The 23,117-nt window shown below is 63.4% G+C and carries 31 protein-coding genes and 1 rRNA gene; 12 read left to right on the plus strand and 20 right to left on the minus strand.

Annotation, left to right across the window (positions count from 1 at the left end; genetic code table 11):
* Positions 1-114 (plus strand): 5S ribosomal RNA (gene rrf / locus EWF95_RS11975); the annotation flags it as partial.
* Positions 115-329: 215 nt separating this feature from the next.
* On the opposite strand, the gene EWF95_RS11980 is transcribed toward rrf, so the two are convergent.
* The gene (locus EWF95_RS11980) at positions 330-512 is read right to left on the minus strand and encodes an HVO_2922 family protein (RefSeq protein WP_185911784.1); all 183 of its coding nucleotides are present in this window, start codon (positions 510-512) and stop codon (positions 330-332) included.
* A gap of 40 nt (positions 513-552) precedes the next feature.
* Positions 553-888: a hypothetical protein gene (locus tag EWF95_RS11985; RefSeq protein WP_142444326.1), complete on the minus strand. Its 336-nt coding sequence runs from the start codon at positions 886-888 to the stop codon at positions 553-555.
* 126 nt (positions 889-1,014) lie between these two features.
* Here EWF95_RS11985 and EWF95_RS11990 point away from each other — a divergent pair, with 126 nt between their 5' ends.
* A complete protein-coding gene (locus tag EWF95_RS11990; protein WP_142444327.1) occupies positions 1,015-2,205 on the plus strand; it encodes a redox-regulated ATPase YchF in 1,191 nt (396 codons plus the stop codon).
* A 6-nt stretch (positions 2,206-2,211) separates the two neighbouring features.
* On the opposite strand, the gene EWF95_RS11995 is transcribed toward EWF95_RS11990, so the two are convergent.
* The 3 genes from EWF95_RS11995 to EWF95_RS12005 all read right to left on the minus strand — a co-directional run bounded on the left by EWF95_RS11995 (position 2,212) and on the right by EWF95_RS12005 (position 3,452).
* Complete coding sequence (locus EWF95_RS11995; protein ID WP_142444328.1) at positions 2,212-2,724, minus strand: CinA family protein; 513 nt, start codon at positions 2,722-2,724, stop codon at positions 2,212-2,214.
* 72 nt (positions 2,725-2,796) lie between these two features.
* A complete protein-coding gene (locus EWF95_RS12000) occupies positions 2,797-3,069 on the minus strand; it encodes a DUF7521 family protein (RefSeq protein WP_142444329.1) in 273 nt (90 codons plus the stop codon).
* Positions 3,069-3,452: a winged helix-turn-helix domain-containing protein gene (locus EWF95_RS12005; protein ID WP_142444330.1), complete on the minus strand. Its 384-nt coding sequence runs from the start codon at positions 3,450-3,452 to the stop codon at positions 3,069-3,071. Before EWF95_RS12005 ends, EWF95_RS12000 begins: the two co-directional genes overlap by 1 nt.
* Positions 3,453-3,702: 250 nt before the next feature.
* On the opposite strand from EWF95_RS12005, the gene EWF95_RS12010 reads away from it, so the two are divergent.
* Together EWF95_RS12010 and EWF95_RS12015 are read left to right on the plus strand one after the other, a co-directional pair.
* A complete protein-coding gene (locus EWF95_RS12010) occupies positions 3,703-4,035 on the plus strand; it encodes an ArsR/SmtB family transcription factor (RefSeq protein ID WP_142444331.1) in 333 nt (110 codons plus the stop codon).
* A 6-nt stretch (positions 4,036-4,041) separates the two neighbouring features.
* Positions 4,042-4,341: a PadR family transcriptional regulator gene (locus tag EWF95_RS12015; RefSeq protein WP_142444332.1), complete on the plus strand. Its 300-nt coding sequence runs from the start codon at positions 4,042-4,044 to the stop codon at positions 4,339-4,341.
* Here EWF95_RS12015 and EWF95_RS12020 read toward each other — a convergent pair whose 3' ends face one another.
* Entirely contained in the window at positions 4,342-4,902 is a 561-nt protein-coding gene (locus tag EWF95_RS12020; protein WP_021038327.1) for a TATA-box-binding protein, read from the minus strand. It lies immediately after the preceding gene.
* A gap of 577 nt (positions 4,903-5,479) precedes the next feature.
* Here EWF95_RS12020 and EWF95_RS12025 point away from each other — a divergent pair.
* From EWF95_RS12025 to EWF95_RS12035, 3 genes are read left to right on the plus strand one after another with little or no spacing between them, the layout of a single operon-like run.
* Positions 5,480-6,490, plus strand: a complete 1,011-nt coding sequence (locus tag EWF95_RS12025) for an ABC transporter substrate-binding protein (protein ID WP_142444333.1) — start codon at positions 5,480-5,482, stop codon at positions 6,488-6,490.
* Positions 6,490-7,296 carry an ABC transporter permease gene (locus EWF95_RS12030; protein WP_142444334.1) on the plus strand — a complete coding sequence of 269 codons (807 nt, stop codon included), beginning with the start codon at positions 6,490-6,492 and terminating at the stop codon, positions 7,294-7,296. Before EWF95_RS12025 ends, EWF95_RS12030 begins: the two co-directional genes overlap by 1 nt.
* Entirely contained in the window at positions 7,287-8,054 is a 768-nt protein-coding gene (locus EWF95_RS12035) for an ABC transporter ATP-binding protein (RefSeq protein WP_142444335.1), read from the plus strand. Before EWF95_RS12030 ends, EWF95_RS12035 begins: the two co-directional genes overlap by 10 nt.
* Positions 8,055-8,062: 8 nt before the next feature.
* Here the strand turns inward: EWF95_RS12035 and EWF95_RS12040 are convergent, their stop codons facing one another.
* Together EWF95_RS12040 and EWF95_RS12045 are read right to left on the minus strand one after the other, a co-directional pair.
* Positions 8,063-9,214 (minus strand): DUF63 family protein, encoded by a 1,152-nt coding sequence (locus EWF95_RS12040; protein WP_142444336.1) that lies wholly within the window; start codon positions 9,212-9,214, stop codon positions 8,063-8,065.
* Positions 9,215-9,326: 112 nt separating this feature from the next.
* Positions 9,327-10,130: an inositol monophosphatase family protein gene (locus EWF95_RS12045; RefSeq protein ID WP_142444337.1), complete on the minus strand. Its 804-nt coding sequence runs from the start codon at positions 10,128-10,130 to the stop codon at positions 9,327-9,329.
* A 92-nt stretch (positions 10,131-10,222) separates the two neighbouring features.
* Here EWF95_RS12045 and EWF95_RS12050 point away from each other — a divergent pair, with 92 nt between their 5' ends.
* Complete coding sequence (locus EWF95_RS12050; protein ID WP_142444338.1) at positions 10,223-10,408, plus strand: hypothetical protein; 186 nt, start codon at positions 10,223-10,225, stop codon at positions 10,406-10,408.
* A 22-nt stretch (positions 10,409-10,430) separates the two neighbouring features.
* Here EWF95_RS12050 and npdG read toward each other — a convergent pair whose 3' ends face one another.
* Together npdG and EWF95_RS12060 are read right to left on the minus strand one after the other, a co-directional pair.
* Positions 10,431-11,099 (minus strand): NADPH-dependent F420 reductase, encoded by a 669-nt coding sequence (npdG, locus tag EWF95_RS12055; protein ID WP_142444339.1) that lies wholly within the window; start codon positions 11,097-11,099, stop codon positions 10,431-10,433.
* A 64-nt stretch (positions 11,100-11,163) separates the two neighbouring features.
* A complete protein-coding gene (locus tag EWF95_RS12060; RefSeq protein WP_142444340.1) occupies positions 11,164-12,036 on the minus strand; it encodes a TIGR01548 family HAD-type hydrolase in 873 nt (290 codons plus the stop codon).
* Positions 12,037-12,200: 164 nt separating this feature from the next.
* On the opposite strand from EWF95_RS12060, the gene EWF95_RS12065 reads away from it, so the two are divergent.
* The 3 genes from EWF95_RS12065 to EWF95_RS12075 all read left to right on the plus strand — a co-directional run bounded on the left by EWF95_RS12065 (position 12,201) and on the right by EWF95_RS12075 (position 13,567).
* Complete coding sequence (locus EWF95_RS12065) at positions 12,201-12,722, plus strand: archaemetzincin family Zn-dependent metalloprotease (RefSeq protein WP_142444341.1); 522 nt, start codon at positions 12,201-12,203, stop codon at positions 12,720-12,722.
* Between the two features lie 121 nt (positions 12,723-12,843).
* Complete coding sequence (locus EWF95_RS12070; protein ID WP_142444342.1) at positions 12,844-13,143, plus strand: toxin-antitoxin system TumE family protein; 300 nt, start codon at positions 12,844-12,846, stop codon at positions 13,141-13,143.
* Positions 13,130-13,567 carry an HVO_A0114 family putative DNA-binding protein gene (locus tag EWF95_RS12075; protein ID WP_142444343.1) on the plus strand — a complete coding sequence of 146 codons (438 nt, stop codon included), beginning with the start codon at positions 13,130-13,132 and terminating at the stop codon, positions 13,565-13,567. Before EWF95_RS12070 ends, EWF95_RS12075 begins: the two co-directional genes overlap by 14 nt.
* An 11-nt stretch (positions 13,568-13,578) precedes the next feature.
* Here EWF95_RS12075 and EWF95_RS12080 read toward each other — a convergent pair whose 3' ends face one another.
* The 6 genes from EWF95_RS12080 to EWF95_RS12105 all read right to left on the minus strand — a co-directional run bounded on the left by EWF95_RS12080 (position 13,579) and on the right by EWF95_RS12105 (position 19,034).
* Positions 13,579-14,382 carry a DUF2797 domain-containing protein gene (locus EWF95_RS12080; RefSeq protein WP_142444344.1) on the minus strand — a complete coding sequence of 268 codons (804 nt, stop codon included), beginning with the start codon at positions 14,380-14,382 and terminating at the stop codon, positions 13,579-13,581.
* Between the two features lie 74 nt (positions 14,383-14,456).
* Complete coding sequence (locus tag EWF95_RS12085; RefSeq protein WP_142444345.1) at positions 14,457-15,368, minus strand: cation diffusion facilitator family transporter; 912 nt, start codon at positions 15,366-15,368, stop codon at positions 14,457-14,459.
* A 148-nt stretch (positions 15,369-15,516) separates the two neighbouring features.
* Positions 15,517-16,713: a mechanosensitive ion channel family protein gene (locus tag EWF95_RS12090; RefSeq protein ID WP_142444346.1), complete on the minus strand. Its 1,197-nt coding sequence runs from the start codon at positions 16,711-16,713 to the stop codon at positions 15,517-15,519.
* A gap of 76 nt (positions 16,714-16,789) precedes the next feature.
* Positions 16,790-17,665, minus strand: a complete 876-nt coding sequence (locus tag EWF95_RS12095) for a class 1 fructose-bisphosphatase (RefSeq protein WP_142444347.1) — start codon at positions 17,663-17,665, stop codon at positions 16,790-16,792.
* Positions 17,665-18,486, minus strand: coding sequence for a class I fructose-bisphosphate aldolase (locus EWF95_RS12100; protein WP_142444348.1), 822 nt, complete (start codon positions 18,484-18,486; stop codon positions 17,665-17,667). Before EWF95_RS12100 ends, EWF95_RS12095 begins: the two co-directional genes overlap by 1 nt.
* A 176-nt stretch (positions 18,487-18,662) precedes the next feature.
* The gene (locus EWF95_RS12105; RefSeq protein ID WP_142444349.1) at positions 18,663-19,034 is read right to left on the minus strand and encodes a DUF3209 family protein; all 372 of its coding nucleotides are present in this window, start codon (positions 19,032-19,034) and stop codon (positions 18,663-18,665) included.
* A 105-nt stretch (positions 19,035-19,139) separates the two neighbouring features.
* Between EWF95_RS12105 and EWF95_RS12110 the strand changes: the two genes are divergently transcribed.
* On the plus strand, positions 19,140-19,988 hold the full coding sequence (locus EWF95_RS12110; protein ID WP_142444350.1) for a hypothetical protein: 849 nt from the start codon (positions 19,140-19,142) through the stop codon (positions 19,986-19,988).
* Between the two features lie 33 nt (positions 19,989-20,021).
* Here EWF95_RS12110 and EWF95_RS12115 read toward each other — a convergent pair whose 3' ends face one another.
* From EWF95_RS12115 to cobJ, 4 genes are read right to left on the minus strand one after another with little or no spacing between them, the layout of a single operon-like run.
* Positions 20,022-21,242 carry a CbiX/SirB N-terminal domain-containing protein gene (locus EWF95_RS12115; protein WP_142444351.1) on the minus strand — a complete coding sequence of 407 codons (1,221 nt, stop codon included), beginning with the start codon at positions 21,240-21,242 and terminating at the stop codon, positions 20,022-20,024.
* Positions 21,239-21,919, minus strand: coding sequence for a cobalamin biosynthesis protein (locus EWF95_RS12120; protein WP_142444352.1), 681 nt, complete (start codon positions 21,917-21,919; stop codon positions 21,239-21,241). The genes EWF95_RS12115 and EWF95_RS12120 overlap by 4 nt, the downstream gene beginning before the upstream one ends.
* Positions 21,916-22,182: a ferredoxin gene (locus EWF95_RS12125; RefSeq protein WP_142444353.1), complete on the minus strand. Its 267-nt coding sequence runs from the start codon at positions 22,180-22,182 to the stop codon at positions 21,916-21,918. Before EWF95_RS12125 ends, EWF95_RS12120 begins: the two co-directional genes overlap by 4 nt.
* A gap of 1 nt (position 22,183) precedes the next feature.
* Positions 22,184-23,116, minus strand: coding sequence for a precorrin-3B C(17)-methyltransferase (gene cobJ / locus EWF95_RS12130; protein WP_142444354.1), 933 nt, complete (start codon positions 23,114-23,116; stop codon positions 22,184-22,186).
* Between the last annotated feature and the right edge of the window lies 1 nt (position 23,117).

Raw genomic sequence — 23,117 nt, forward strand, 5'->3', positions numbered from 1 at the left:
CCATAGCGACGAGGTTCCACCCGTACCCATGCCGAACACGGTAGTTAAGCTCGTCAGCGTTCCGCGCAGTACTGGAGTGGGCGACCCTCTGGGAGTCGTGGTTCGCCGCCACCCATTCATACTTCATACCCTTCATTCACTCCAAGAGTCACCACGCCGACTCGCCTGACTCCACGCATCCCATAGCGACAGCCATGGCTATCGGGTGATCGAGTTACCTTGTCAGTCGCGGCAGCGTTTGCTGCCGCTCCGTTCGGTACGACCGTTCCGGCGGCTATCGAGCTGTTCGATTGAGGTGTGCTGAAAACCGCGGGCGTGTCGCTGTCGACCTATTCGGCGTCAACAACGTTGGCGTCGGGAGCGTTCTGTTTGACGCTCTCAACTCCTTGCTTGCATTTCTGTCGGCTCGCGTAGCCTTCGCCGCCGTCGGCGATGATGTTCCCATTGTTGTGAACGAGTCGCCATCTCCATTGATCCGAGTTGTCGGTGTAGAGTTCGAATGTTGCTGCCACAGATTGTGATCGTTTCACAAGGGTATTATTCTATCGGTGGTCAGGACTCCTCATCGGCGGTCGGCGTCGACAACTCGTGATCGACGATTGTGCCGTCGGGCTGCAGCGTCACGCTCCCGAGAGTCACTGTTTCGCCGGGCTCGCCGTTGGTGGCGATCGTTTGTAGCGTTGTCTCTTGGTCGAGGTGCTGCCAGGTGATTTCCTCAACCAACTGCTGGAACTCGTCGGGATCGCGCCACCCCGAGTCGATCTCGCTTGGCACGTGGACGACGAATCTGAGTTCCGATTCGGTGACGTGAACCCCGACGATGAACCGGTCGCCGTCGCTGTCCGCATCGACTGCCATAGCTTCCTCGTCGTCGCTTCCGTCGCTCATACGTACTGCTTCGCCGAGCGATCGCAAAACGACTGTGGGTTGGCTCTCGACCGTGACAGACGGTACCAGCCGACGACGCGTCGATGGGTAGAACGGTTTTTGTCCGGCGGTCGACCACCACGGACAATGAGCTATCGGATCGGCCTGGTGGGGAAACCATCGGTCGGCAAATCCAGTTTTTTCAATGCAGCGACAATGAACGACGTGCCCGAGGGAGCCTACCCTTTCACCACAATCGACCCCAGCGTCGGCGAGGCCTACGTCCGCGTCGACTGTGCGGCCCCGGAGTTCGACGAGACCTGCACCCCGAATGTCGGCATCTGCCGTGACGGCACCCGGTTCGTGCCGACGAAACTCGTCGATGTCGCCGGGCTGATCCCCGGTGCCCACGAGGGCAACGGCCTCGGCAATCAGTTCCTGACCGACCTCAACGAGACCGACGCGCTGATCCACATCGTCGACTTCTCCGGGACGACCGACAGCGAGGGCGAACCCACCGAGGGCCACGACCCACGCGAGGACATCGATTTCCTCGAAACCGAACTCGACATGTGGTATCTCGATATTCTCGAAAAGGGCATCGAGAGCCACGAGACGACGTACGAGGGCGCGGACGCAAAGATCGAGGTCGACCTCGCCGAACAGATGAGCGCGTTCAAAACAAACAAAGACGAGATCAAACAGCTCATCCTCTCGCTTGGCCTCGAACTCGACACCAACACGTGGGACGCCGACGACCGCGAGGCCCTCGCCCGCGAGATCCGCAAGCGCACGAAGCCAATGCTGATCGCGGCCAATAAGATGGACACCCCTGAGGCCCAGGCCAACTGGGACGAGATCACCGACGACCCCGACTACGACCACCTCACCTTCGTTCCGGCGAGTGCCCACGCCGAAGGAGCCCTCAAAAAGGCCGACGACAACGACGTGATCGACTACACGCCCGGTGATGACGACTTCGAGATCGTCGGCGACCCCTCACCCGAACAGGCGGCTGGCCTCGAACAGATACGAGAGTTTATCGCCGACTACGGCGGCACCGGCGTCCAACAGGCCATCGAGACCGCCCTCTTTGATGTCTTAGGCTGTATCGCCGTCTTCCCCGGTACTGCCAACGGGAGCGACGACGAGAAGGGTGTCTTCCGGGACTGTTTCGTCCTGCCCGACGACGCAACGACCGAGGACTTCGCGTACTTCCTCCACTCTGATATCGGCGACGGCCTGCTCCACGGGATCGACTGCCGAACGGAGCGACAGGTCGGCGCGGATCACGACCTCGCCCACCGCGATGTCGTCGAGATCGTCTCGACCAACTGAGCCGGCTCAGGTGCTGGCGTCGTCGATCGCCGCCGATAGTGCCGAAAGCGCGTGGGTCGCGCTTTTCTGTTTCACGGCCGCGCGATCGCCGTCGAAGACGTGGCGATCGACCCGCACGAAGGAGTCCTCGCTGCCCCACGGAGCGGCGTAGGCGACACCGATGTAGACGAGGCCGACCGGCTTTTCGTCGGTGCCGCCGGTCGGCCCGGCGATCCCGGTCGTCGAGACCGCCCATGTTGTTCCGGCGGTATCTCGCATCCCCTGGGCCATCTCGGCGGCGACAGCCTCGCTGACCGCGCCGTTGGCGTCGAGTGCCTCCCGGGAGACGCCAAGAGCCGTCTGTTTTGAGCTGTTGGAGTAGGTGACAACGCCGCGGTCGACATACTCACTCGCGCCAGAGATGTCAGTTAGCCGTGAACAGACCAGCCCGCCGGTCAGCGATTCGGCCACCGCAACTGTCTCGCCGCGGGTGGTGAGTTTGTCGCCAACGATCGCTTCAGGGGGGTTGTCGGTCGCCATACCGGCTGTCATCGAGCCGATCGTTTGAATCATCGGATCGATGGGCGATCCCCCGGCAGCCGAATCAACCCGCTACTCGATAAACAGGGAGTAGGTGATCACGCCGAACCCGATCGCCGTCAACACGGCGTTGATGACGATCCCAACGTCGAGGCCGACCTCAAGCAGTTGGTGGGCGATGCCGCCGAACAGCGCGCCGAGGGTGACAAACCCAAAGCCGATCATCAGCCCGCGCAGCGAGGGATCACCCGTCCGTCGGTAGGCTTTGAACGCGAAGTAGGTGATCGCACTCCCCAACACGAAGATCGCGGCCATCACGCCGATGATGACCGTTTCGAGGTGCATTAGGTCTCCTCCCGCATCTGTGTCCACAGCTCTTCGAGCCGGCGGTCGGCGGTCTGTTCGCCCGCCGGTCGCTCGACGGTGACGACCAGCTGTTCGTCGTCGTCGACGGTGACGGTGAGCTGAGTGAAGCCGCGAGCGTACAGCGTTGCATGCTGGCCGCTCCGGCGGATCTCTGTCGACTCCGTCAGCAGGTTGGCGTCGGTCAGGTGGTCGAGCTTGCGATACATCGTCGACAGGGGGATATCACACGCATCTGAGAGTTCGTTTGCCGTCATTGGTTCTGAGAGTTCGGTGATAATCGCTCTGGTAGGTTCGTCGCCGAGTGCGTTGAGAACCTCCTCGCTAGTAGGAGCATCGTCCCGTTGTGACGGGTCACGCACCATTGGCTACCCGTTGTTCGGATGCGTGCATAAACGTACTCGTTCGAAGGCTCGTTGTCTGATCCTGATCGACGCGGACGGTCGTGAATGGTTTTTGTCACATATCGCTGCTGCCCTACACGCGTTTCTCACTGTGAAATCCACGTGGGCGATTTATATACCATCAGTGGAAAGAATCCGATAGCGTCCCCATGCATTACCGACTCCAACAGCCCGCCAGGATCGATCGATCGCTCCGCGGAGGTGCCTGCTGATGCACGCCCTCTCGAAACGACCTGAGCCGACGCCAGCGTCCGATACCGACACGCGTGTTGTGCGCTTCGATGACGCCGACTTCGGCGATGTGTTGGCGGCGATCCACTCCGACACCGCCCGGGAGATCCTCTTGAGTGTCCGCACGGAACCGCTGACAGCCTCGGAGATCGCCGACCGCGTCGACACCTCGGTGCAGAACGCCAGCTACCACCTCACGAAGCTCGCCGATGCCGGTCTCGTCCGGGTCTGCGACAACGTCTACTCCGAAAAAGGGTGTGAGATGAAATGCTACCACGCCGTCGACACGGCGTTGCTGTTGACAACGGAGTGAGTGGTGATGAAAGAACTCAGTGCGTTCCAACGCGATCTCCTGTTTGTGATCAACGGGATGGACGAACCCTACGGGCTCGGGATCAAGGCCGATCTCGAAGCCTACCGGGAGACGACGATCAATCCCGGCCAGCTGTATCCGAACCTTAACGCCCTCGTTGAGCAGGGGTATCTGACCAAGCAACAAAAGGACGACCGGACGAACCTCTACGTGCCAACCGACCGCGTCGCCAGGGCGATCGCCGACCGGCGCGCGTGGGAGGACGAACAGTGCTCAGAGACGGAGATGCCAACCCCCTCGCCGTGATCAGCCCGACAGCCCGAGTTCGGCGATCCGCTCGGTCATGTTTTCGACGCCGGCTGTCGCGTCTTCGGGCTTTTTGCCGCCGGTGATGACGATCTTCCCGCTGCCGAACAGCAGGATGACGACCTCGGGGTCGTCCATCCGGTAGACGAGCCCGGGGAACTGCTCGGGCTCGTACTCAACGTCCTCCAGCCCCAGCCCGATAGCGAGGGCGTTGAGGTTGAGACTGTCGCCGAGATCCGCGCTGGAGACGATGTTTTGGACGGTGATCTCGGGATCATCACCGACCGGGATGCCGAGGCCGCGGAGCTTCTCGAAAACGATATCGAGCGCGCCGTGCACCTCATCGGTGCTGGCCGCGCCGGTACAGACGATCTTCCCGGATCGGAAGATCAACGCGGCGGCTTTCGGCTCCTGGGTGCGGTAGACCAACCCGGGGAAGTTGTCGGGGTTGAAGTCCGCCCCCGGGATGTCGGTCGCAAGTGCTTCGAGATCGAGTTCCTGACCGATCCCTGTCGAGGCAACGACGTTTTGGATTTCGATAGTTTCTGTCGGATCGACCATGTGTCAGTAGTACGTGCGACCGATAGAACACGAACCAATATAAAAGTGGTACATAAACGCCTCATAAAGGCGGCCGTCGGCGGAGGTTGTGCGTCAGTCGGTCAGAACATCTTCCTGATATAGTGGCTCCCCTGACAGCATTCGTCCACTGACCACACCGCACGGCACTCGGCCGTGCTGGGGATGGTGTTGCGGTTGGTGGCTGCTTGATTCATCATACCGGTATGGCTGTTGCTGGTGCATCTGTCAGCGATACTCTCGACTCTCACGCTATCCAGGCTTGTCGCCCACATCTGGGGGCGCGCCCTCGGATGGAGCTGTGTTGTACTCGCTAATCGCGGGTGAGTCAACAACTGGCTTCGAGGACGGTCGGCGTCGGCTGCATCGTTTTCCTTGTCAAGTGGACAGAAGAAACAAATATTGCGTGTACATATGACGCCTCCTACATGGTGTGATCGGGTAAACACAGCGAGAGATAGCGATAGCGGTTCGTACTGGATCTGATCGCTGATCAACGATACCCCTGACGCTTACCGCCATCGGCTGGGATATACGCCTGCCGCTGTAACAGCGGGTAATGATACCGCAGACGGACTCTTCTCGACGAGCGTATCTTGCCGGTGTTGGATCAGCAGTTTCCCTTGGCGTCGCTGGCTGTCTCGGCGGCGGCAGCGATGACACCGTGACTGTCGCGCATATGCCGATCTTTCCCGATCTCCAGTACTATGTCATGGAGTCAGAGGGATATCTCGCGGAGATCGACGCCACCATCGAGAACCAAGAGTTCAGCAACGGCCCTGATATCGTCCAGGCCATGGGCGGCGGCGGGATCGACATTGCGATGTTTGGGGTTGTCCCCGCGATGATTACCATCGATCGCGGCATCAACGCGCAGGTGACAGCCGCCAACATCAAAGAGCCGATGGCGATCTTGACACACGATGAGTTCGCGCCCCTCTGGGAGGAGCACGGCAGCGATGCGTTCGATGTCTGGGCCGACGAAAACGGCGAGCAGTTCACGTTCGGCACCTTCCCGCAGGGATCGGTGCCGGATGTGTTGCTTCGCTACTGGCTCCAACAGGAGGGTGTTGATCCGGAAGCCGACGTAACAATCACGGAAATAAACGGTGCCAATGCGGTCTTCCAGGCGATCGCCAACGACGAGATCGACGGCGCGTCGATCATGGAGCCGGTTCCCTCCCGGGTCGCTGAGGAAGATCTCTCCTATGAGACATTCCGCACCTCAGCGGAGATTATGCCCGGTCAGCCGGCCGCGGTGACGCTGATGACCGATTCGGTACGGGAGTCGCCGGTCGCCACAGAGTTCCTCAATCAACACGTTCGGGCGACGGCGTTTATTGATGAGAACCCATCGGCGACCGCCGAGATCGTGGAATCCGGAATTGGGATGCCGGCCGAACAGGCTCAACAGGCACTTGCCGGGCCGCTGGCGAACTTCGTCACCGATCCACGCGAGATCGAGGCTGGCACCGAGATCTTTGCCGAGTTCGCCGCCGACAACGACCAAACCGATGAACAGCTCACGCTCGATCAGATCTTCGACTACAGCGTCTACGACAATCTGTAATGGCCACTGACGTTCAACAGGAGCACGCGCCGACGACGAACGACGGCGAACTGCCGGTACTTGGTATCGATCGCCGCCGGGCAGGGTTGGGAACCGTCGGCCTCGCAGGATTCATTGGGGTGTGGTGGCTTGCGGCACTGTTCCAGCCAGCCTACGTGTTGCCATCGCCTGCGGTTGTTGCTGAGGCAGCTGTCGCAGAGTTTGCCAGCGGTGAGGTTCTCATCGCCCTTGGCCAAAGCATCCAACACTGGATTCCCGGGACGATCATTGGCACCACACTCGGCGTCGCCGCGGGCGTCGCACTCGGCTGGAGCTCACTGCTTGATGACATCTCTTCGCCGGTCGTCCGAACCCTCCGGCCGGTACCACCGCTGGCGTTGATCGGCTTTGCGATCGCCTGGTTCGGGATCAACCACGCCGGAGCCGCCTTCATTATCGCTATCGGCGCGTTTTGGATCAATTTCTACGCGAGCTACGGCGGTGTTGAGGGTGTTTCCGATGATCTGCTTGATGTGGCCCGCAGCCTCGGTGTCGACAGCGATCTTGCACTCATCAAAACGGTTGTCATCCCGGCGGCATCCCCGGAGATCATGACCGGGATTCGCACCGGGATCGGCCGGTGTTGGATGCTCGTTGTCGCCGCCGAGATCTTCGGCGTCCCCGGGATCGGGCGGCGGATCCTTCGGGCCTCAAACAATCTCCAGGTTGATGTCGTTATCACCTACATCCTCGTGTTGAGCGTGATGTTTCTCCTTGTTGATACGGCCTACCGCGCCGTCCAACGGCGGGTGTTAGTATGGCGATGAGCGATGGCGGTGGCTCGTCGGTACAGGTCAGCGGCGTCAGCAAACAGTATGCCAGCGAACAGGGCACCGTCCAAGCGTTGGCCGATGTCAACTTTCAGGTCGACTCGGGTGAACTCGTCTGTATCGTTGGCCCCTCTGGGTGTGGAAAGACAACCCTGTTCCGCATTCTGGCCGGCCTCGAACCGGCTACCCGCGGTGAGGTCACGCTCAATGGCTCGGTGGTCACCGAACCAACCCCGAACATGGGCATCGTCTTCCAGGAGTACCACCTCTTCCCGTGGCGAACCGTTCGGGGAAACATCGCCTTTGGGTTAGAGAAGGCGGTCGGTCTCGACGGCACCGACCGCGACCAACGTGTCCAACAATTGGTTGATCTTGTCGGCCTTGCGGGCTTCGAGGATAGCTATCCCAAATCGCTCTCTGGTGGGATGAAACAACGCGTCGCTCTGGCGCGGGCGTTGGCGATCGATCCAGCGCTGCTCCTCATGGACGAGCCGTTCGGTGCGGTCGATGCCCAAACCCGCGAGCGGTTGCAGGCTGAACTCCTGGATATCTGGCAGGAAACTGGGAAAACGATCCTGTTTGTCACGCATGATGTCGAGGAGGCCGTCACTCTTGCTGATCGCGTTGTCGTGATGGGGAGAGATCCTGGACAGATCCGCGAGATCGTCTCTGTTGACCTTGATCGCCCGCGATCACGCGGGGATGCGGCCTTTGGCAGCTATTCTGAAAAGATCCGATCGCTCATCGAGAACTGAAGATGTGACTACACGCCGAAGGTCGCCCGCAACACGTCCCGTGTTCCGGGGCCGAGCCCGACCGCCAACACCGCGATCAACAGCAGGATCGAGTACCGCGGTGACTCCTCAAGCAGGTCGGGTTCGAACACCCAAATGACAAAGGTTGCTGCCGCCAGCTTGAGCAGCAGAAACGGCCACGTGTCGCCGGTGACCGCCAGCACAGACGCCGGCAGCACCGCACCGGTGATGTCGACAACGGCCGCGTTCACCGGATGTTTCGGGACGAGATTCGGGCCCGCGCCGAGAGCCGGCATCCAGTCGAGGCCAACGACGTTGGCGACGCCGTCGACCGAATGACCCCACAGCAACACCAGGCCCATGAAGCCGGTGCCGTCGTTGATCGCCGGCGCGACCCGTTCGATGAGTAGCCACGTCGCCGCCGCCGACAGCGTCGCGCCGACCGCCACCGCCGCGAGCACCTGTATCTGGAGGATAACGTACGATGTCGTCGCCGCGAGATAGGTGAGATAGCCGACGCTTGCGCCGAGAAGCAGCGTTCCGATGGCGGCAACCGGATACTCGTAGGCGTCGACGACGCCCCGGCGTTCGAGGGCGACGCCGACGCCGACGGCCGCAAGCGTCACCGCAAACACCGTCACGTAGATGAACGGGCTGATGATGAGCGCGCTCACCGGGAAGGCGATCAGCGGCTCGCCTCCCGCCCCAAGCGCGGCGATCCCGGCGTCTTCAACGGTGCGGAGCGCGCCGCCAAACAACATGAACGGGAACAACGCGTAGAACAGCGATCGGCTGTCGCCGATCTCAAGGCGGCGAAGGAGGAGATAGACGCCGATGAGCGCGAGCAACAGGATGAGGACGTAGCCCACCTCCGAGACGAGTGTGTACCCCGGGTAGGCGACGATCTCGCCCGCGACCTCGGCGGACGTACATTCGCCAGCCGAGAAGAGATACGACACGTCGCCCGCGCGGATGACCGCACACTGCGCGCCGTTGCCGTCGGCGGCGACCGGCCCCCAGAAATACTGCCAGATGAAGCGGTCGTAGACCAACTCACGGGCGAGCAGTGAGCCGACAACGAGGAGGGTCGTCAGTGCGGCGGTCACGCCGAGCCACAGCCGCTCGGGGTCGGCATCGACGCGGGCGGAGAGACCGGCCATACCGGTGGTTCCGGCCGAGACTGAGTTGAGGGTTCCGGTCTCTGGTGGCTGTCTCTCATAACCGACCAGCCGTGGGGGGCGATGCGGCTACCGATCGGCTGCGGGCGGTGCCCTACCGCTCGGCGTCGATCTCACGGGTCGCCGCCAGCAGCGACTCATGGAGCTCGCCGTTCGAGACAACGAGGCCCTCGGAATCGTGTCGCCACCGGTCGCTGTGGCGGTCAGTAACCCGGCCGCCGGCCTGCCGGACGAAGTGGACGCCTGCGACGCTATCCCAGGGGTGGGAAACGAGGTTCGTAAAGCCGCCATCCAGCGAGCCGGCGGCGATCAGCGAGAGCGTCGCCTGCGCGGAGCCGAACCGTCGGAGATCGTCATAGCGGGTGACCAGCTCCCGTGTCGCCGCCGCGTACTCGTCGCGGCTATCTCGTCCCCACAGCATCAGCGGCGCGATCGTTGCCGTCTCGGGATCACTCGTCTCGCTGACGCTGATCTCGTTCCCGTTGAGGTAGGCTGCCTCGCGGTCGGCGGTGTAGCTGTCGCCGAGGGCGGGCAACACCACGGCCGCGCCGACAGGTTCGCCGTCCTCGACGGCGGCGACGGCGGTGCCCCACACGCGGATGTCGTTGACGAAGTTGGTGGTGCCGTCGATCGGATCGACGATCCACGCCGGCCCCTCCTCGGGCACCGATTTCAACGCGCCGTCCTCCTCGCCGACGATCGGTTCGTCGGGATACGCTGATTCGATCACCTCGATCACGCGGGCCTGGGCGTTGCGGTCGGCCTCCGTAACAAGGTCAGTGTTGCTCGTCTTGGTTTCGGCGGCGATCCCCGTTCGGAACGAGTCGACGGCGAGGTCGGCTCCTGCGGTCGCGGCGCGCTCGGCGACCGCCGGCCGGCTGTCGGAATCTGCGTTCACGCCTTCGGTATCGACCGACCACGTTCTATATCCGTCGCTTTCGGCTGTCACAGTCTTTTTTCGGGTCGCCACTCGACAGCGATATACTCCTGATGGGCTTGCTCGACCGACTCCGAGGGTGGATCACCGACAACGACGAGCAAGCGACGAGCCCCGAGCTCACCGAGAATCCTGCCGACAGAACCACCATCGACGACGCGGAAGCCACGTCGCTCCGCGCGATCAAACTGCCTGATAAAGAACGCAACGGGATCGACGCCGACGAGCGCGAGCCCTGATCAGTCGAGTTGAACCCCAGCGTCAATCGAAGCGAACGCCCAGATCGTGGAGGCCGTCGTTGTTCATGGCGACGTTGATGAGAAGCGGCGTCACCGACTCGATCTCGGCCGCGTTGGCGATCCCGCCGGCGTCGAGCGCGCGGAGGCCGTCGATATCCTCGGCGAGGCTGCTGACGGTGGCTTTGGCACTCTCATCGTCGGCGACGACGAGCGTGTCGATGCCGAGGCTCGAATCAAGGTCGGCCAGCCGGCCCGCGGCGAGGTTGTGGAACGCGCCGACGACCGGGATCCCCTCGGGCGCGGCGTCGGCCGCGATGGCGGTGACGCTGCCGGCATCCGGCGGGTGGTAGTGGAACCCGTCCTCGTCGCGCTGCATGCCCGTTGCCGGCGAGACGAGGATGTCGCCCTCGGCGAGGTTGTCGGAAACGGCCTCGACTGTGTCGGCGACGTGGTAGGGCGGAACCGCCAGCACGACCACGTCGGCGCGGTCGGCGGCCATCGTGTTTTCGAACCCGGTGACCTTGGCGTCGACACCGCGGTCGGCGAGCTCGGTCTCGTAGTCGTCGGCCGCCTCGCGGGCCTTTTCGGGGTCGCGGGAGCCGATCACGATGTCGTGGTCGCTGTCGTGACCCCACCGGAGGGCCAGCCCTTCGCCGATCTCACCGGTGCCGCCGAGGAGTGTGATTCGCATAGGCGTCGTCGGGGTTGTTTGGGGTAAAGCGTTACGTGACCGGCGAGCCGCCCCGGTACCACGATTACTCGAACGTCTCCAGAAACGCCGGCAGCTCGTTGACCGACTCGAGGACGGCAGCCGCACCAGCTTCGTCGAAGGCCTCCCGGCCCGTCTCGCCCGTTAAGCCGCCGGTGAGGACGCCGATGCCCTCATACTCGCGGCTCTCGTCCTCGTCGGCCGCGTTGACCGCGGTTCGCACGTCGTCTAGCGTGTCGCCGACGAACACGACTCGGTCGGCGTCGAACCGCTCAGCCAGCGTCAGCAACGCGTAGGGGTGGGGTTTACCCTGCTCCCAGTTGTCCATCGTAAACCGGTGGTTGTCGTCGACCGCGAGGCCGACGCGATCGAGGGCGATTGTCGCCTCCGCGGCGGGTCGGCCGGTAACGACGCCGACCGCGTAGCGGTCGGTCAGCGTCGCCAGCGTGTCGCTATCGACGAGCACTGGTTCGTCGTGGATGTAGCCCTCGGCCTCGAAGGGTGGTTCGTCGCCTTCGAGTTCGGCAAAGAGGTCGCTACCGAGATAGAGCCCCTGAAAGACGGTTCGCAGGCGGTCGGGATCAAAGGCGTCGATGACGGTCTCGTAATCGGCGGCCGAGAGTTCGGCTTCGAGGACGGCTTTCGCACCCGCGCGGCCGCCACCCCGTTCGGCGATCCGATCGGTGAACGTCGCTACATCCTGCTCGAACCCCTGCTCGCGGGCGAGGACGTAGAGCGCGATGGCGTCGGTGACCAGCCAGTCGTTGTTGAAGCCGCCGGCGTCTTTGAACGGCTGGATCGCCGTGCGGTCGAGCGTCTCGCCGTAGACCCGCCGAACGGATTCGATGACCGCCCGCCGGTAGGAGTCGGCAACGTCGACCAACACGCCGTCGATGTCGAGAACGACAGCAAGGCTCATTGAAACGACCCTGACCGGCCGGTACAAAAAGCGTACCGAGACGGGGCGGCAATCGGCAGCTCGGCCGACCAGGAGCGTCCCCGGTGACAGCCGTCGTCAGACAACCGTATGATGATTCCACCATCGTCGTGAAATTTAAGAACCGGCTCGCCGTAGGAAGGTTCATGCATGCCGACATCGTGCCGATCGGGGACGTACCCGCCCACGTCAAGCGCGAGTCGTCGGCTGTGCTGCGATCCGTCTACGACTGTGAGGTGACGGTGCAGGACAGCCAGTCGATCCCCGACGGCGCGTTCGACCAAACCCGGAACCAGTACCGGGCCGAGGATTTCATCGAGCTCGTCAGCCGCGTCGGTGCCGGCGACAAAAACATCGGGATCACCGCCAACGATCTCTACTACCGCCGCCGCAACTACGTCTTCGGGCTCGCCTATCTCAATGGCAACGGGTCAGTGATCTCGACACACCGCCTCCGCACCTCCTCGGACGGTGGGATCTCCTCGAAACCCGAAGATGAGGTCTTCTCCGACCGCGTCCGCAAGGAGGTCGTCCACGAGATCGGCCACACCCTCGGGCTGGAACACTGTGACAACAGCAAATGCGTGATGAGCTTCTCGCCGACTGTCCGTGAGGTCGACGTAAAAGAAGAGAACCTCTGTGGCTCCTGTAGCCGAATTCTGCGGTAGCGGTCGCTTCGCTCGGTCGTCGCTATCCTGAGCAGCATTCGATCTGTCGTCGTGAGCGACTGCTGGTTCGGCCCGTTAATTTATGTTCTATCGGGTGATAGATGATAGTACGACGGATCGCATGGTCGACGGTGCTGTCGTCATCGAACGGAACTTCGAGTTCGACGGCGACGCCGGAACACGGGTTGAGCTGTTCGTCGTCGAGGATTCGACGGCACCGGGCGGCTACGCCTACCGGTTTCAGTACTACAACCCGGGCGACAACGAGGCGATCCTGCGGTACGACAACGCCCACGACAGTGCTGTCGGCCCCCACCACCGCCACCACAACGGCGAGGTCACAGGCATCGAGTTCACCGATCTCGAAACTCACCTCGCTCGCTTCCGCCGGGAGGTACACCGACTCAATGAGCAACGATAACCACACGACACCCCCACCCGAGGCGACACGCTACCCGGAGACGCTTCGCATCACGATCCAGTCCGGCTCCGCGGCGTTCGACGCCGCCCTCGATGAAGTTGCTGACGATCCGAGCGCGACAGACGCCGCTGTCGTCTCCTTCGAGACAGCGGCAGGGCTCCGCAAACTCCTGACCGACCGACGGCTCGAACTCCTGCAATCGCTGCTGGACGAGCCCGCCGACAGTATCACCGCGTTGGCCGAGCGGTTAGACCGGAGCTATTCGGTCGTTCACGACGATGTCGAGCTATTGGCCGATACCGGGATCGTCAAATTCCGACACGCAGGACAGTCGAAGGCACCGTTCGTTCCCTACGAGACTATCGAGTTCGACGTGACGATAAGCGCGTCAACGGCCGCTGGCGATGCTGAACTGCCGGTCTGAGCGACCCACGCTCACTCGAACGAGCCGAGACTCGACTGCAGTTCCCGGCTGCTCCTGCCTTCGGTCACGTCGTAGCCGACCAACTCGCGCATGTCGACGGCATACGTCGAGCCGCCGCGGTCGACGATCAACAGCCGGCCTTTCGTGCCGCGAACGGTGCCTGCCGCGACGGTTTCGGCGACCGGCTGGCTGTCGAGATCGAGGCCGTAATCGAAGTCAAACCGCTCAATGGGGTCGAAATCGGCCAGCAGGTCGTCCCACGCCGCGGTATCGACCGCGCGGCCGAGTCCGGCGCGCTTGGTCGGCACGCGCACGCGATCCGGGATCTCGCGGGCGATCTCGGCTTCGCGCTCGCGGGCGATCCGGCCGTTGGAAACGGTGGCGATGTGGGCCGCCCGATCGGCACCCTGCTCGTGGAGGCGGGTTTCCAGCCGCCACTCGCGAGTGACGCCAACTTTGAACGTCGCCGGTGCGAACGCCGCGAGATAGATCGCGTGATCGTCATAGCAGTCCATCTCATCCTTCAGACAGGTGCCGGTACAGCGCGCACAGACCCACGTTCCGTCGTGGTCGGGGCAGTACGGTGCGGTCGGGTTTTCGCAGGCGATGTGGCTGTCGTCGTGGATCGTCCCGGCGCAGTGGCGGTCGTTGAGGCTGTAGTCGAGTTCGGTGCCAGGATCGAGCGATCGGTAGGTAATTTCGTTGTCGGCGTCGCTGGCGGCGGTGTCGGTGTCGTCGCCCACGGCGTCGGCAGTACCGTCGGCACCGCTCAGCAGGAGGCCGCCCTCGGCCGTATCGTAGCCAACGATCTGCACAGCTATCGTTCGACAGCCGGGGGTAAATCGCTGTCCCTCGGCACCCCGCGGTCGCCGCAGACGACTGGCGAGTCTCAGTTGGTAGCGGGGTCGGCCGCAGCGTCCTTCCACTCGCCGAGGCCGGCCGGATCGAGATGGATGTGTGCATCACCCACCTCGTCGAGAGCGGTGAGCTGATCGACGAGCTCGGATTCGATATCGTGGGCCTCCCGGATCGTCAGCTCGCCGTCGACCTCGACATGGACTTCGACCTCGATGACAGTGCCATCGTAGAAAACAGCCAGATCGTGGTAGCCAGCAACGTCGTCGTGGGCGGCCAGCACGTCCTCGACGGCCTCGCGTTGATCGGCTGTCGGGGCCGCGCCGACGAGGTAGCCGAGGTTCTCCCGGCCGATAGCGACACCCTGGTAGACGACCAGCAGGCTCACAACCGCGCCGGCGAGTGGATCGAGAACCGGGAACCCCAGCCGGACGCCGATGACACCGACGACGGCGGCGACGGTCGTGTAAATGTCGTTGAGACAGTCCTTTGCCAACGCCGTCAGCGCGGTTGAATCGAGGCCGACGTTCATCCGCATCGTATACCAGTAGGCGACGTACATGTCGACGACCGCAAACGCTAACGCGGCGAGCAGGTAGTAGCTAAACTCGATGTCGGAGCCGGCAAACAGGCCGCGAACAGATTCGTAGAGAAGGTAGCCGCCGAGGACGACGATCACCGCGCCGACGAACATCGCTGTCAGCGGTTCGATCCGCGCGTGACCGTGTGGGTGGGTGGCGTCGGCGTCCTCGAAGCTGCTCGATCCCCACACGAGGACGACGACGCTGGCGACGAGGTCGGCCACTGAGTGGGCCGCGTCGGCGACGAGGGCAACCGAGCCGAAGGCGATCCCCACCGCGCCCTCGGCGATGATCTTGACGAGGTTGGCGACGACGTTGACCCACGAGGCACGGCGAAATCGGCGTCTGGCGTCCTCGCGGTTCATACCGGACGGAGGGGTAGTCGAAACTTGAGGATTTGGGTTTACCGCATCTAATATCGTCGTTTGACGCGTCTACTGACTGATTTCAGCGGGTATCGGATTTGAATGTGATCGGCTTACTCCCCGCTGTCGTCGACTGTCGTCGGCCGTGTCACTCCTCACTGTCGTCGACTGTCGTCGGCTGTGTCACCGTCTCCGGCTCGGAGACATCACGGCTGCTGACCGTTCGCTGCGGGAACGGGATCGAGATCGATTCGGTGGCGAACCGCTCTTTGACCGACTCGACGACGCCCGCCGTCGCATGCCAGCGGCGTTGCGGCGTCGGCGGCGCGATCCAAAACCGGATATCCAGCGTCACCGCTGACCCGCCGAAGGCGACGGGGAAGACCTGTGGCTTGGGGTTGTTTTCGACCATCTTCACGCCTTCGACGGCCTCCCGGGCGACCTCCTTGGCGTGTTCGGGATCGTCGTCGTAATCGACCCCGACTTCGAGGTGGATGCGAAGCTTGCCGTCGCGGCTCCGGTTGGTGATCGGCCGGTTGTTGACATTATCATTTGGGATGATGATATGCTCGCCGTCGAAGTTCCGCATGATCGTGTTCATGATCGTGATCTTGGTGACGATCCCCTCCTGATCGCCGATTTCGACCCAGTCACCGATCTCGAATGGCCGAGAGAACATGAGGACGAACCCCGCCAAAAGCGAGCCGAGCGTCTGGCGGGCCGCCAGCCCGATGACGATCCCGAGGAAGCCCGCGCCGACCAACAGGCTGCCGATATTGATCCCCCAGATGGAAAACACCGCGACAATAGCGACCAGTATCAACGCGACCTGGAGGACACGGGTCAGGATCTGCTCTTGGTGGGCCGTGACGCGCTTCGTGTTGGCGGTGTACTCCCTGACAACATCCCGAATGAAGTCGTTGACGACAAACGCCGCAAGCAAGACGAGGCCCGTCGAGACAACCCGCCCGACCGCCGGCAACGCGAGTTGGCTGATCCCGATCAGCCGAAGCGCGGTCGCTATCTGACCCCAGATAACGAGCACCACGAACGCCGCCGCCGAAAGCACGAGCAGCTGGACGAGTCGGACGAGGATCGTCACAAGCACGCCGATCGGTGCGACCGCATCCACCCGCTCGAAGGTCTCGCTGGCCGACTCGCCGAACCGTCCCTGCGTCCACCCCCTGACAAACAGCCGGGTTCGGGTCGCAACCCGTGGGACGAGCAGGCCGGCGACCACCAGCGCGCTGACAGCGATCAGCACGCTCGCCGTGATCCGGATCTCGGTCGAGACGCCGTCGACCAACACGGACTCAACCCACGCTGTGGCGGCGGCAACCGTCATACAAGTTTCTGAGTCTATAGCATAAAAACGATGCTGATGTCGAAACGCACCCCACAATCGGGGTGGCGTGCCGAGATCAGTCGTGGGCCGCCAGCGTCGCTTCAAGCCGGTCGATCATCTCGTCGTTGCCGAGATGCACCGGCACGCGCTGGTGGAACTTCTCGGGGTCGACATCGAGGATCGACTGCGTTCCGTCGGAGGACGCGCCGCCGGCGGATTCGATGATGTAGGCGATCGGGATCCCCTCGAACTGCAGGCGGAGTTTTCCGTTTTCGGCCGATTTGAGCGCGGGATACGAGAAGATCCCGCCGTAGGTGATCACCTGGTTCACGTCGGCGACCATCGCGCCGCCGTAGCGCAGCTTGTACTCCTGTTCGATCGCCCGGATGAACGCCGAAAAGCCCGGCGTCCAGTCGGGCACCCGGCCGCCCATCCCGTAGACGGTCGGCTCCTCGGGGAGTGTCACGTCGTCGTCGATCACGTCGATCTCGCCGTCGCCGACGTTGGCCTCGGTGACCTGTCCGTCGCGGGCGACGGTCATCGTGAGGATCGGGCCGAAGAGGACGAACCCGGAGGCAAGCAGGCGGTCGCCGCCGGCCGGCAGGTCGCCCTCGTAGACCGCGATGATCGTCCCCATCGGGCTGTTGGGTTTGATGTTCGAGGAGCCATCGAGGGGGTCGCAGGCGATCGACACATCGCCGCTTCCCACATCGATCGGCTCGGCCTGCTCCTCGCTGGCGTAGGTGCCGACGCCGTCGATGTCGCCGAGGGCCTCCTCGATGAGTTCGTCGGCGTAAGCATCGGCCTCCAAGCGCGTTTCGCCGCTGGGGTTGACCTCGTCGCTTTTGACGCGCCGGCCCGGTAGTGAGGCGCGGATCTCGGGAGCAAGCTCGGCCAGGGTCTCGAAGATCGCGTCGAGTTCGGCCTCGTAGTCGCTGGTGTCAGCCGGCATTAGAGTGCCTCGGGGTTGGTCGGTTCAACGTCCATCACGTCGAGCGCGTCGGCAACGCTGGCGTCCTCGAAGATGACGGCTTCGAGCCCATCGAGGATCTGTTCGGGGTTATCCCGCTGGAAGACGTTTCGCCCGACCGCCAGCCCGTTGGCACCGGCGTCCATTGCGTTGCGAACGGTCGTCAGGAAATCCTGGTCGTCTGTCTTCGAGCCGCCGCTCATCACGACCTTCGAATCGGCGGCCTGTGTAACCGCATGCGCCATCGCTTCCGGCGAGCCGGGGTATTTCACCTTCGTGATATCCGCGCCGAGTTCGAGCCCCAGTCGCGTCGAGTAGGCGATCGTTGAGGGGGTTGTTGCGTTTTTGAGCCCCTGGCCGCGGGGGTACGACCACATGACGACACCGAGGTCGTGGTCGCGGGCGGCCTCCTGGGCGTCGCGGAACTCCTCGACCATCTCGATCTCGTGGTTGGAGCCGCCGTAGACGGTGAAGCCGATGGCGTCGGCACCGACTTCGGCGGCGTTTTCGACCGTCCAGTTGACCGCCGAGTTGGGCTCACCCATCCAGAGGTTTGAGGTGCCGTTGAGCTTGGCGAGGAGGGTTACGTCGTCCTCATAGGAGGGGTAGTAGCCCTCGGCGATCCCCTTCTGGACGGCGACCGCGGTGACCGCATCGTGGGTGCCGATCTCGAACACCCGATCCGGGTCGGCTGTCGTGGGGTTCGGTTCGAAGTCAACTGGCCCGTGTTCTAGGCCGTGATCGTAGGCCAAAATTAGGGACTTTTCGTTGCGCGTAATCGCGGAATCAGCACCAGGGATCATCGTTTCTACAATCAGTGAACTATCCTAAAAGTGCTCTGGTGACCTCTCTGTTTTCCGAGTGATCTTGTGTGACACACCACCCGTGTGACGACTGTTACCGACGGTTCAGGCGGACTATCACGAACGATCGGTTAGGTCGTCGTCCCGCGATCACAACACGGCCACCAAGCCGGCGATCAGTCCTCGATCGGGAACGTCTCGTGGAGCACGTCGTGGGCCTCGCCGAGCCCTGCGAGCACACTGTTTCCCTGGGCGGTGATGCGGTGTACCGCGCGCTCGGCGTCGCGGACGGCGACGAGTCGGCCGCGGAGGTAGTCGTACTCGGGGTCGTCGCTCGGCGTTTCGGCGACCTCCTCTTCGAGATCGACGAGCGCGGCGTCGAGATGGCGTTCGATCGCGGCCAACGACTCGGCCTCCGCGAGGGCTTCGATCGGGCCCGCAAGCTCACCTTCCAGCTCCTGTTCGGCGTGTTCTCGGGCGGCGGGATCCTCGGTGCCCAGCACGTTCATCAGTCCGAGTCGAAGTGCTTCGAGTTCGTAACAACTCATAGGCGTTAGTGGGGCAAGCGGGTGATTAAATCCAGTGTTTGGTCGGCGTTTGGGTCGCAACAAGACATATGCCGGATCGACTGGAAGCCCGATGTGGTTCTCACAATGGCCCCCTCACTCGACAGCGAGACTCTCCTCTACGTGCTTGGCGTCGCCTTCGCGCTCGGCACGCTGGCGTTTTTCGCCAGCAGCGTCGCCTTCGATCTCTCGATCACCGTCACGGCCGCGTTGCTGCTGGTGACGTTCGTGGTGTTTTTGATCGCCGGAATCGCCGTCGACCGCCCACCACTCGATACCATCGCCTTCGCGGTCTCGGGGGTGGCGTACGTGGTCTTTCTCGGCTACGTCGTCTCGCGGTACCGACCCGACCCGGTGACCGTCTTCGTCCTGCTGGCGGCGTCGGCAGGGCTGTTCGTCGGGCTCGGCTACGCCCTTCAGGAAAACCGACTCACGATCGATCGCCGCACGGCGCGAATCGCACTCCTCGGGCTCGCCGCCGTCGGCGTTCTGTTGGTCGGTGCCGACAGCATCGGCGAGGTCGAGTACACCACTGACCTCGACGACGAGCTCGTGCCCGAAGAGACCACCGCGACCGGGGACGGAACCGTCGTCTTCAACGAACAGCGGGTCGGCACACTCAGTATCGAGAACCCGACGCTGTTTACCCGCGCCGTCGAGCCGCCGTCGCTGGATGGTTGTCTCGCCGGTGTCGAGACCGACCGCGTCGATGGCGTGGGGTTCTACTACGAGCCGCGGAGCTACCAACTCCCCGACCGACTGGGTCGAAGCGAGGAGACGACGGCCGAAATCTACGTGTCGGTTGCACTGCCGGAGAACGTGACCGCACCGGGTGAACCGATCCCGATTGAGCGCGCCGAGAGCTGTGGGGTGACGCGCTCGGAACCGACGCTCATCGTCGTTAACGACGAACCAGAACGAGTGCTGCCGCGGTAGCCGGCTTCCCGCCGTAACTGTCGCCGCCAACCGCTACAGCGTCTGATCGACCAGATCGCTGACGATGCGTTCGCGGTCGAGATGCGAGGAGACGATGCGTTCGGCGTCGTCGGCTTCGACGCCGCCGTACCAGACGTTTTCGGGGTAGACGGCGACCATCGGCCCCTCGTCACAGCGGTTGAGACACGAGGTACGGGTGATCCGGGCGTCGCACTGCTCGGAGTCGCGGGCTGCTTGCCGCAAGCGTTCGAGGACGGCCGGCGCGCCGTTGGCTGCACAGGATTGGTTGGTACAGACGGCGACGTGTTTGGCGGGGGCGTCGTGGGTGTGTGGCTCATCGTCGATGTCGCTGCGGTCGGCGTGTGTCTCCTGATGGGTCAGCGCGCGCAGCATCGCTCGCGCGCCGCCGGTGTCTTCCTCGTAGCCGGTGAGATCGACCTTGTACTTGCAGGTGTCACAGGACATTTCGACACTATCCGTCCGGGCCTCCTGCCAGCGGTCGCCGAGCACGTCCAGCAGCCGCGAGTCGGTGCCAAGGGGGTCGCCAGCGAGGGCGTCGACGTAGGGGTACTCGTCGTCGAACTCGTCAGTCCACTCCCGAATTCGGCCGGTCAGCACGCCGTCGCCGAGCATGTACGGGACGACGACGACGGCGTCGGGTCGCTGTTTGGCGAGTGTCGACAGGGAGTCGTCCAGCGTCGGCTCCGTGATGCCGATGAACGAGGCTTCGACAGTGCTGAACGCCCGGCCCTCGTGGAGCAGCCGCGAGAGCTTGTGCAGGTCGGCGTTGGCGTCGGGATCGCTGGAGCCGCGGCCGCAGACGACGACCGCGATATCGTCCTCCTCGCGGTCGACGCCGAGTTCCGCCTCGACTGCGGCCGCGCGATCGTCGAGCAGATCGACGATGGCGGGGTGAATCCCGAGATGCGCGCCGTTGTTGATTTCTACTTCATGCGTCGAGCGGGCGCGCTGGACGGCCAGCGGCACGTCGTTTTTGACGTGACTGGCCGCAAACAGCGAGAGTTGGACGACCGTGACCGAATCGACCGCGCCCGCCAGGCCCTCGATGCCGTCCTCGATGGCTGGCTCGGCGAGTTCGAGGAACGCCGCATCAACTGGGATCTCCAGGCGGTCTTCGAGCATCGCCGCCAACTCCCGAACCTGCTCGTTGGACTTCTCGCGGCGGGAGCCGTGGCCGACCAGCAGGACGGCCTCGTTGTCGACGCTCTCGATGGTGTCGTGGAGTTGGCTCATGCTTCGAACTGTGAGCGGTCGAACTCGACATCGGTTGCCTGATCGAGACTCTGTACCAGCTTGCGGCGGCGACTCGGCGCGAACAGGCCCGTATCCTCCGTCTCGTAGAGCCACATCCCGAAGTCGGCGGCTGCGTCGTCGTCGATGCCGAACCAGTAGCCGCCCGAGGAAGTGTCCGAAAGGTCGCCGTACGGTGCGTCAACCGGCGCGTCGTCGATGAGATCCTGGACGAGTTCGAGCAGTGCGGCGTCGTCGTGGACGAACGAGACGCCGACGGTGCCGCTGGAGGATTTGAAGCAGATCGTTCCGCAGCCCTCCAAGATGCCGCGCAGCAGGTCGCGGCGGTAGTCCGCAAATGCACCAAAACGGTAGTTCCCGCGGCCATCGACCGGGAGGCCGAGCGCGCCGCTCATCCCGAAGAGGTCGTCGCTCGTGACTTCGACCGTGTACTCGTCTTCCGTTTTGCTGATGTCGGTGTTGTGAGCGTAGTCGCGGGTCGTCTGGTCGTGGTCGATCTCGCTGCCGACGATCTCGCTGAGCGCTTCGGCGGCCGCCTCGTCGTTGGTCGTCACGGTGAGGCGGTCGTTCTCGATCTCGCCGTTGCCAGCGACGCGGCCCCAGAAGTAGGCCGTCGCGGGGTGGCCTGCCAGCAGGTCGTCGGGGACGGCAACGCTCATCCGTCGACCTCCTCGACGACGATGGCGTTGGTCGGACAGGCCGCCGCAGCCTGCCGGGCCTCCTCGATGCGGTCGTCGTCGAAGGTGGCGACCACGTCACCGTTTTCCTCTCGAACCTCGCCGTCGCCGTCGTAGACCGGATCGCCGTCGGGGTCAATCGTAGCCAGGCCGTCGTCGTCCTCGACGAACCGGGGATCGCGGGTGAGACAGGCGAAGATGCCGTCGCAGAGCTGTTTTTTCAGAGTTACTTCGTAGGTTGTCATGTTAGTAGTCGTACTTGGTTTCGTAGCCGCGCGGGGTGACCATCCGGTCGTCCCAGACGTATGTCTCCTCGTTGCCGACGAGGATCGTCGTCGTCATGTTGATGATCTCCTCCTCGCCGAGTTCTTCGAGTTGGTCGAGCGTCGTGATCATGACCTCTTCGTCCTCGCGGCCCGCGCCGTGGACGATGCCGACCGGCGTATCGGGGGCGCGGTGGGCGAGCAGGATCTCGCAGGCCTTCTCGAAGTTCTCGCGTCGCTTCCGGCTCCAGGGGTTGTAGATGACGATGGTGAAGCTCTCGCCGGCGGCTGAGTGCAGCCGGGATTCGATCTCCGGCATCGGGACGAGGTGATCGGACAGGGAGATCGACACCGTGTCGTTGACTAGGGGCGCGCCCAGCAGCGCGGAACAGGACTGCGCGGCGGGGACGCCTGGGACGACCTCGTAATCGACCATCGAAGCGGTCGCACCCTTCGATTCGAGGATTTCGAGGGCGAGCCCCGAGAGGGCATACACGTTGGGATCGCCGCTGCCGATGATCGCCACGTCGTTGCCAGCGAGCGCGCGGTCGATGGCCTCCTCCGTGCGGGAGACCTCGCCGCACATCGGTGTATCGTAGAGTTCCTCTGCTTCCTCGGTGATTTCGTCGGGCAGCAACTCGATGTAGGTTGTGTAGCCGACGATGTGTTCGGCCTCCAGCAGCGCGGCACGAGCGCGCTGGGTCATGCCCTCGGGATGACCGGGGCCAAGACCAACCGCCGTCAGTTGGCCCGGCTCGGCGTCGAAATCGTCGACGGTCGATCCGACCTTCTCATCGACGGACTGCTGTTTCGACGAGCTGTCGCTGGATTTCGCCGTACAGCCGCCGGCATCGTCGCTCGATTCGCTTGCCTGTTCCGCTGTCGTCTCCGCTGTCGTGTTGGTGTCCGTACTCATG

Source organism: Halonotius roseus, assembly GCF_006861655.1.
GTDB lineage: Archaea > Halobacteriota > Halobacteria > Halobacteriales > Haloferacaceae > Halonotius > Halonotius roseus.